Raw genomic sequence first — 8,496 nt, 5'->3', positions numbered from 1 at the left:
TGGAGCGTATCGAACGCATCGCCAGCGACCGGGGTGTGGTGGTTCCCGTGGCCCGGCGCCTCAACTTCAACAACGGGTACACCGATCCCTGGAGCCGCTTCGGTTTCAACCTGGAATCGGGTCAGGCCCACAGCGCCGCCTCCCGGGTGAGACGCAGCCCGCATCTGAAACTGAGCGGTCTGCACAGCCACATCGGCACCTTCATTCTGGAACCCCGCGCCTACGGGGAGCAGGTGCGGCTGATGTGCCAGTTCATGAAGACGGTGGAATCCGACGGGAAATACACCATCGACTCCTTCGACATCGGTGGCGGGTTGCCTTCGCGCAATGCCCTGCAGGGCATCTATCTGCCTCCGGAGCAGGCGGTGCCACCCATGGAGGAGTATGGCGAAATCATCGGTCAGACCCTGGAGGAGGGGCTAGCGGGACGCAACGGGCCCCGCCCCACCCTGTTCGTGGAGAGTGGCCGCGCCGTGGTGGACGACGCCATCTCCCTGGCCACCACGGTGGTGGGCACCAAACGCCTGCCGGACGGACGCCCCGCCGCCGTGCTGGATGCGGGCATCAACACCATGCTGACCGCTCTCTGGTATCATCATCCGGTGCGCCTCACCCAGCCCAAGGCGGGGGAGGCGGTCGATACCGTTCTGTACGGTCCCTTGTGCATGAACATCGATGTCATGCGCCACAGCGTGCATCTGCCACCCCTGGCTGCCGGGGACAAACTGGTCTTCAATCCGGTGGGGGCCTACAACACCACCCAATGGTTGCAGTTCATCGAATACCGCCCCGCCGTGGTGCTGATTCACCAGGACGGGGACTATTCGGTGATTCGCGAGGCCGAAAACCTGGCCGATCTGTGCCGCCACGACCGACTGCCTCCCCATCTGAGTCTGCCGACGGCCTCCCCATGACCACACCCGCTTTTCTCTTGCGACCGCGTCGTCCCGAGGATGTGGTGCCTTACGGCGCCTTCCTCGCCGATGCGGAGGTCACCATCTGGCTGGAAGAACGCTGCCAGCGCCCCCTGACCCTGGCCGAGGTGCAATCCTTCGTTCTCGATCCGGCCTGGTGCCGATGGTCCATCGAATGCGAAGGGGCTTTCGTCGGCATGACGGGGCTGGAAGATTACGATGCCACCCGCTGCCGGGCCCGCTTTTTCATCGTCATCGGTGAACGAACCCTGTGGGGCAGGGGACTGGGCCGGGGGGTGATGCGTCAGGTGGTGCATCACGGTTTTCACCATCTGGGGCTGCGCAAGATCGTCTCCGATTTCCTGGCCCCGAACCACGCCTCCCGACGGCTTCACGAGGAGGCCGGCTTTCGGGTGGAAGGCCAGGCGCGCCGGGAGTGCTGGCGGCGCGGGGAGTGGGTGGATCGCATCCATGTGGCTCTGTTCCGGGAAGACGCCGATCGGGGAACGGTATGACCGTACCTCGGGGAGATCGCCCCAACAGCCAGCCCCGTCCCGAATCGGCGGAAGAGGCGGACTCGCCCCGACCTTTGCATCGTTTCGCCCGGGATCTGGTATACGGCTACGGCTCTTTTCTCTTCTTCACCCATCCTTCCGCCAATCTCCTGCTGATAGCGGCCACCCTGATGCGTCCCTGGGTGGGACTGCTCGGTCTGCTGGGCGGCGTCTCCACCCTGCTGTTCCGCCAGTGGCTGCGCCTCTCCCTGGTGGCGGCCGGGGGTTTGGAGGTGGTCAACGGCATTCTGGCCGGTTTGCTGGTGGGCTACTTTTTCGCTCCCGACTGGAAAACCGTGGCCCTGGGCGTCTGCGCGGGCCCCTTCGCCATACTGGTATCGGCCTGGATGGGGGATGCCCTGCGACAACGCAATCTGCCCCTGCTGTCTGGCTCCTTCGTCCTGGTGGGCACCGCCCTGGTGGCGGCGGGCCGGGCCCTGGGCCTGCCCTACGCCGTCCTGCCCGTGCCGACCGCCATCGAATGGCTGCCCGTGCCGCTCAACGAGCTGTTGCGCGCCCTGGGAGGCATCTACCTGACCCGCACCCCCGAAGCCGGAGCCCTGGTCTTCGTGGCTCTGGCGCTCTCCTCCCGCACCCTGGTGATGCTGGCGCTGCTGGCGGCGGGGCTCTCCCAATGCATGCTTCTGGTCACCAACGTTCCCCTGGCGGGACTCGCAGGCTCTTCCGCCGTCAGCGCGGCCATCATGGCGGCCATCATGACCGGCGGACTCTTCACCACCCCCGGCGTGCGCGCCACCCTGGTGGCCCTCTTTTCCGCCGGATGCGCCACGGTGGTCACCCTGTCGCTGTTCAATGCCTTCTACTACATGGCGCTGATGCCTCTCTCGCTGCCCTATCTGGTCATCACCTGGCTGGTGATGTTGACCCTTCGTCCCGAACGGGGCTCCGCCTGGGCCCGCTATTGGGTGGCGCCCGGTCTGCCGGAACGCAGCATGGGACGCATCCGCCAGGCTCAGGCCAGAGGCCTTTCGCCCCACAGCATATCGTTGCGGGCTCCCTTTTACGGGCGGTGGGACTGTTATCAGGGCTACCAGGGGCCCCACACCCATCAGGGGCTGTGGAAACACGCCCTCGACTTCCATCGTCTCATCGACGGCCAGTCCTATCGCGGCCAGGGCAGCGAACTGAGCGATTTCCACTGCTTCGGTCAGTCGGTTCGATCCCCCGTCTGGGGGCAGGTGGTCTCCTGCCGGGGCGATCTGCCCGACAATCCGCCGGGGGAAGTGGACTCCCTCAACGCCTGGGGCAACTACGTCCTCATCGGCGTGGGCGGCGAGGTCTGCGTGCTGCTGGCCCATCTGCGGCAGAACAGTCTCACCGTGGCCGACGGCGCCTTTCTCACCCCCGGCCAGACCGTGGGCCAATGCGGCAATTCCGGGCGCTCCCCCCAACCCCATCTGCATCTGCACGTCCAGGACGGCTTCGCCCTGGGAGCGCCGACCCGTCCGTTCCATCTCAGCGGCGTCTGCATCGGCAACCGCTTTCTGCTCGACAGCATTCCCGAAGAGGGGGATTCGGTCAGCGTACCCCCGGTCAACGAAGCCCTGAAGCGCAGTCTGCACCTGCAGATCGGGCAACGCCTGACCTATGCCACCAAAGAGCGGGAGCTGACCCTGGAGGTGGATCTCGATCCCCTCAACCACTTCGCCCTGGTCGGGGAAAACGGTGCCCGCATCCACCTGGTGGAGACGGACAACCTGCTGGCCCTTTTCGAGCGCACGGGCCCCGCCGACGCGCTGCTGGACGCCTTGGTGCTGGCGGTGGGGCTGACCCCGCTGATCGACAGCGATTCCGAGTGGAGCGACGCTCCTCCCGTGGCGCTGCTGCCCTTGCCGACCTCCTGGAAGTCCCTGGCCTGGCTGTTGCCGGGTCTGGTTCGGGTGGAGAGCCACTACCGGCGTGATTGGGAGGCCGCGCCCCAAACCTGGTGCCAAATCGGTGAGCATCGCCTCACCCTGGCGGGTCGTTCCCTGTGGCGATGCGCCAGCCGCGCCACCCTTAGCGAGGGGGGCGGCATTCTGGGCTTCTCCCTGGAAAACGGCGACAAGTCGTTACAGGCCCGACTGATTCGGGTAGGCTTCAAAAGCGATACCGGCGTAGAGGGCTGGGACATGACCGTCTCCCAGGCCTCGTAACCACCATGTGCGGCATCGCAGCCACCATCGGCATCCCGGACCCCGTCGTTTTCGAACGCCTCTTCACCCCCCTGGCCCATCGTGGACCCGATGGACACGGCATGGCCGAACGGGGCAACCTGCGTCTGGGCAGCCATCGCCTGGCCATCGTCGGCGACAGCCACCCCCTGCCGCTTCAGGACGGCAAGGGCCGGGTGCTGGCCTTCAACGGGGAGATCTACAACCATCGCGAGCTGCGGCGCGAGTTCGAAGGTTATCCTTTTCGCACCGGATCCGACGGGGAGGTTCTCTTTCCGCTGCTGGCCCGTGATGGTTGGCAGGGACTGCGCCGCCTGAGGGGCATGTTCGCCTTCGTTCTGGCCGATTTCGAAACCGGTGCCTTCCTGGCCGCCCGCGACCCTTACGGCATCAAGCCCCTCTATTACGCCCGCAGTCGGGGCGGTTTCGCCTTCGCCTCGGAGTTGAAATCCTTCGCCGCCTTCGGGGATGCGGTGCAATTCCTGCCGCCGGGCCATCTGATCTCCCCGGAGGGGCTGCGCCGATGGTATCGCCTGCCGGGTCGTTTCCCCAAGCCGAGTCGCCCCCCCCTGCGGGAGATACTGCAACAGGCGGTGGCCTGCCATCTGCCGCAGACGGGGCCGTGCGGGGTCTTTCTCAGCGGCGGGCTGGACAGCAGTCTGGTGGCGGCCCTGGCCGCCCGCGTCCGGCCCGATCTGGTGGCTTACAGCGTGATTCTGCCCGGCTCTCCCGACGAGGCCCCCGCCGCCGAGGTGGCGGCCCGTCTCGGGCTGCGCCATGTGGTGGTGCGGGCCACGGTGGAGGAGATCAAGGCCATCCTGCCCACGGTGGTCGCCGCTCTGGAGAGCTACCATCCGGTGATGGTGCGCAACGCCGTGCCCCTCTACCTGCTCTCACGGGAGGCCCGGAAGGAGTGCAAGGTGGTTCTGGGGGGGGACGGCGCCGACGAACTCTTCGCCGGCTACGATTATCTCGACACGCTACCCCCTCGCGCCTGGCCCCAGGCCATGGACTACGGCTTCAATAATCTTCACCGCACCGAACTGCACCGCGTGGATCGCATGACCATGGCCCACGGTCTGGAGATGCGGGTGCCTTTCCTGGATTGCACCGTGGCCGAAGCGGCCCTGGACCTCTCTCTCGCCGACAAGGTTCGGACCCACCGGGGCCAGCGTCTGGTCAAATGGGCCCTGCGGGAGGCCGCCGAGGGACTGCTGCCGGAGGAGATCCGCTGGCGTCGCAAGATTCCCCTGGTAGAGGGCAGCGGCTTTTCGGGAATCCGTCTGAACAACGGCGTATCCCCGGGGACGAAAGAAGAGGAGTCTCTCGCCAAAGCCTTTTTCCCCCTGTGGCGGGCCGCCTTTCCCCAGGTCGATCTCGACGCCCCCTGCTGGCGTGATGCCGGCAGTTATCACCCCTTCAAAGGCGACCATGGACAGCCGATTCTTGCGCTCTTTCGCGACTAGTGTCGCGACCCTGGCCCGCGCCAGCCTCGCCGGCATGGCCGAACTCGCCCTCTGCCGCCGCTGGTGGATGGGGCTGCCGGTTCTGGCCGCCGTGGTGGCCTTTTCGCCCGCCGCCGGGGCCGCCGCCCTGCTGGGCGCGGTGGTGGCCACCCTGTGGCCTTTTTGGCGGCAGCGGGATCTGCGTCTGCTCAACACCGGCTGGTACGGGGCCAACGGAGCGCTGTGCGGCTTTCTGGTGGAATGGCACTTCACCACCCTGCCGGGGGTGGTGCTGATCACCCTGCTGGGGGCACTGCTTTCGGCCCTGCTGCTGGATCGTCTCTGCCTGCCCATGGGGGATGCCCCGCTGCGTCTGCCGCCGCTGACGCTGCCCTTCCTGGTGTTGGGCGCCCTGCTGACCGCCACCCTTCCGGCCTGGCACCGTGGGCTGGAAACCCTCTTTTCGCCCACGGAACGTTTCCAACCCGCTACGACTCCCGCTGCCCCCCTTGACCCGGAGAGGGCCATCGCCCTGGCGGAGGGCTGGCGTCTTTACGCGGCGGGAGAATACACCCCGGCGGGAGAACTTTTTCTCGCCTCCCCCGATCGGGCCGAATTCCGCAACGGCCTGGGCTGGGTACGTTTCCGCCAGGGCCGGGACGGGGAGGCCGTGGCCGCTTTTCAACAAGCACTCGAAGGCGATGCCGCCCAATCCTTCGCCCGCCTCGGCCTGGCCTGGAGCCTTTATCGTCTGGGGGGCTTCGAAGCCGCCGGGAGGCATTTCCGACAGATCCCGGAACACCATCCCGCCAACAGCGAAGCCCGCAACGGTCTGGGCTGGCTGGCGTTGCGCGAGCACCATGCGGAGGAGGCGCTGACCCACTTCGCCCTGGCCCTCGCCGCCGATCCCCGTTCCGCCTCGGCCCGGGAAGGGCAGGGCAGGGCTTATCTGCTGCAACGGCAGGGGGAAAAGAGCGAAGCCGCCTTCCGGGAGCTGCTGAACGATCCCGTTGACGGGAAGCGGGCCATTCAGGGTCTGGCGGACGCCCGCCGCGTCCAGTTGCTCCATGGCCAGCCGATCAGCGTCGATCCCCGGGAGTGGCAGGCCCTGGAAACCTTCCTCTCCGGCAAATGGTGGGGCCTGCCCTTGCTGGCGGCGGGAATCGTGTGGCTCTTTCCCTCCGCCGGACTCCTCGCCCTGGGCTGGAGCGCCATTGGCCTGATGCTGACCGTCGCCCTCGCCGGTCCCGCCTCCGTATTGTGGATCGATCTGCATCTGCAAAGCATCACCCTGGTGGCCTTGCTGATCGGCAAGGCGCCCCATCGGGCGGGACTCTCCCGGCTCTTCTCCACCGGCGTGGTCGTTGTGGCCAGCGTGCTGCTCTGGGCGGGCATCCATCGCCTGGGGCTCTGGCTGCCGCTGCTGCCCTTCCATATCGCCGGGCTGGCCGCGCTGCTCTGGGTTCGCCCCGGTGAGGAACGTTTCCTGGTCGTATCCTTTGCGGAAAACAAATAAGTTTTGCCCCGTGTTCCACATTTTTTGAAAAAAATCGTCTCCCTCCACACTCCCTCCACAATCTCCATCTTCGCTGCACCATTTCCCCGCAAGCTCTCCACCATGTCGCAACGCTTCAATCACATGGAGAGAGCCCATGGCCAAACCCGTTTCCACCCTGAAATCGACCTTTTCCTCTGCGGAGTCACCGCGCCGGGAGAGCCACACCCTGAGTGAAATCCTTCAGGAGTTGCTGCGCACCGATCGTCTGCACGCCCTGGCGGTCAGCGCCAACGGCTTCGCCTTCGATCCGCGTTCCGGTCAGAGTTTCACCGTCAACCAGACCGGCATCGACACCGTCGAACTGCTGCTGGCCGGTGGCAGCCTGGAAACCACGGTGGAGTCCCTCTCCACCCGGTACGACGTGCCCGCCGACGTGGTGCTGGGTGGCGTCGAAGTCTTCATCCGCCAACTGTCGAGGTACCTGTCATGACCACCTTATCGAAGAGAAAACCCGACTGGCGTCGCTGGAGCGTCGGCATCACCGGGGTGAACGCCCGTCCCGACAATCCGGGTCCGGGTCTGGCAGTGGCCCGCTGCCTGCGGGAGTCCGCCGGATTCAACGGCCGGTTGATCGGCCTGGGTTACGAAGTCCTCGATCCGGGGCTCTACAACGACTCCGTCTTCGACGCCAGCTACCTGCTGCCTTACCCCTCGGAAGGCAGTGAAGGACAGATGGAACGCTTGATGGAGATCCACGCCAACGAACGGCTCGACGCCATCATTCCCTGTCTGGACGCGGAGATGAGTACCTTCGCCCACAACGAAACCCGCTTCGCCGCCGAAGGCATTCGCATGCGGGTGCCGCAGCTCGAACAGCTCCGGGCCCGCGCCAAGGACAATCTGGGGGAACTCTGCGACAAACTCGGCATTCATACCCCCGAAACCCGCAAGATCTCCGACGCCTCCTTTTTCGACCACTGCCGGGAGGAGGGGTGGAGCTTTCCCCTGGTGGTGAAGGGCATCTACTACGACGCCATGGTGGTGGCCAGCCCGGATGCGGCGAAAGCGGCTTTTCACCACATCGCGGCCCAATGGGGTTATCCGGTTCTGGTGCAGCAGTTCGTCGGCGGCTACGAAATCAATCTCACCGCCGTGGGGGACGGCAAAGGCGGCATGCTGGGGCCGGTGATGATGCGCAAACGCGCCCTGACCAACAAGGGCAAAGCCTGGGCGGGCATCTCCATTCGCGATGCCGAACTGGAGGCCATGGGTCATACCATCGTCTCCGGGCTGAAGTGGCAGGGGCCGCTGGAAGTGGAAGCCCTGCGCGGGGATGACGGTCGCCTCTATCTGATCGAGATCAATCCCCGTTTCCCGGCCTGGGTCTACCTCACCAAAGGGGTCGGCTGCAATCTGCCCCAGGCCCTGCTGGGGCTGATTGCCGACGACTGCCCGACAAAACTGCCGCAGCCGGAACCCGGCACCCTCTTCATCCGTTACGCCGAAGAGCTGATCACCACCCTGGAGCAGTTCCAATCGATGATGATCGAGGGGGTGAGACTGGCAGTAGGCGACAAAAACACCTTCGGCAAAGCCACCGGGAGACTCTGATGAACGATACCTGCGATATCCGCCGCGGCTGGGAGCCGCCCTACATCACCCCGCACCGTCACGACAACAGCAAGTTCGGACGCCGCTCGCTCCGGGACAACAGCCTGCGTCAAATCGACGGAGTCGATGTGGAATTCCTCATGAACCGCTTCGGTTCACCGCTGTTCATCGCCTCGGAGCGGCAGTTGCGCCAGAACGCCCGCCGTCTGTACGAGGCCTTCGCCCGGCACTATCACCCGGTGGTTCACGGCTGGTCCTACAAGACCAACTATCTCAGCGCCATCTGCAACATCCTGCATC

8 protein-coding genes are annotated in these 8,496 nt (G+C 65.7%); all 8 read left to right on the top strand.

Annotation, left to right across the window (positions count from 1 at the left end):
• Positions 1-914 (top strand): diaminopimelate decarboxylase (locus HQL56_16095; GenBank protein ID MBF0311038.1); only part of this gene is annotated, 914 nt, incomplete at its 5' end.
• Positions 911-1,429, top strand: coding sequence for a GNAT family N-acetyltransferase (locus tag HQL56_16090; GenBank protein MBF0311037.1), 519 nt, complete (start codon positions 911-913; stop codon positions 1,427-1,429). The genes HQL56_16095 and HQL56_16090, both read left to right, overlap by 4 nt.
• The gene (locus tag HQL56_16085; protein MBF0311036.1) at positions 1,426-3,624 is read left to right on the top strand and encodes an urea transporter; all 2,199 of its coding nucleotides are present in this window, start codon (positions 1,426-1,428) and stop codon (positions 3,622-3,624) included. The genes HQL56_16090 and HQL56_16085 overlap by 4 nt, the downstream gene beginning before the upstream one ends.
• A 5-nt stretch (positions 3,625-3,629) precedes the next feature.
• Positions 3,630-5,108: an asparagine synthetase B gene (locus HQL56_16080; protein MBF0311035.1), complete on the top strand. Its 1,479-nt coding sequence runs from the start codon at positions 3,630-3,632 to the stop codon at positions 5,106-5,108.
• A complete protein-coding gene (locus HQL56_16075; protein MBF0311034.1) occupies positions 5,074-6,603 on the top strand; it encodes an urea transporter in 1,530 nt (509 codons plus the stop codon). The genes HQL56_16080 and HQL56_16075 overlap by 35 nt, the downstream gene beginning before the upstream one ends.
• A 136-nt stretch (positions 6,604-6,739) precedes the next feature.
• Positions 6,740-7,075 (top strand): PqqD family protein, encoded by a 336-nt coding sequence (locus HQL56_16070; GenBank protein ID MBF0311033.1) that lies wholly within the window; start codon positions 6,740-6,742, stop codon positions 7,073-7,075.
• Positions 7,072-8,196 (top strand): carbamoyl-phosphate-synthetase, encoded by a 1,125-nt coding sequence (locus HQL56_16065; protein MBF0311032.1) that lies wholly within the window; start codon positions 7,072-7,074, stop codon positions 8,194-8,196. Before HQL56_16070 ends, HQL56_16065 begins: the two co-directional genes overlap by 4 nt.
• On the top strand, positions 8,196-8,496 hold a 301-nt coding region (locus HQL56_16060), incomplete at its 3' end, for a diaminopimelate decarboxylase (protein ID MBF0311031.1). The genes HQL56_16065 and HQL56_16060, both read left to right, overlap by 1 nt.

Source organism: Magnetococcales bacterium (assembly GCA_015231925.1).
Classification (GTDB): Bacteria; Pseudomonadota; Magnetococcia; order Magnetococcales; family JADGAQ01; genus JADGAQ01.
Note: the sequence above shows the minus strand (reverse complement) of the source record. Positions and strands in the feature narration are given on the sequence as shown.

Coding starts and splice junctions, on each gene's coding strand:
- HQL56_16090 (MBF0311037.1), top strand. CDS start 911: ATGACCACACCCGCTTTTCTCTTGCGACCGCGTCGTCCCGAGGATGTG.
- HQL56_16085 (MBF0311036.1), top strand. CDS start 1,426: ATGACCGTACCTCGGGGAGATCGCCCCAACAGCCAGCCCCGTCCCGAA.
- HQL56_16080 (MBF0311035.1), top strand. CDS start 3,630: ATGTGCGGCATCGCAGCCACCATCGGCATCCCGGACCCCGTCGTTTTC.
- HQL56_16075 (MBF0311034.1), top strand. CDS start 5,074: ATGGACAGCCGATTCTTGCGCTCTTTCGCGACTAGTGTCGCGACCCTG.
- HQL56_16070 (MBF0311033.1), top strand. CDS start 6,740: ATGGCCAAACCCGTTTCCACCCTGAAATCGACCTTTTCCTCTGCGGAG.
- HQL56_16065 (MBF0311032.1), top strand. CDS start 7,072: ATGACCACCTTATCGAAGAGAAAACCCGACTGGCGTCGCTGGAGCGTC.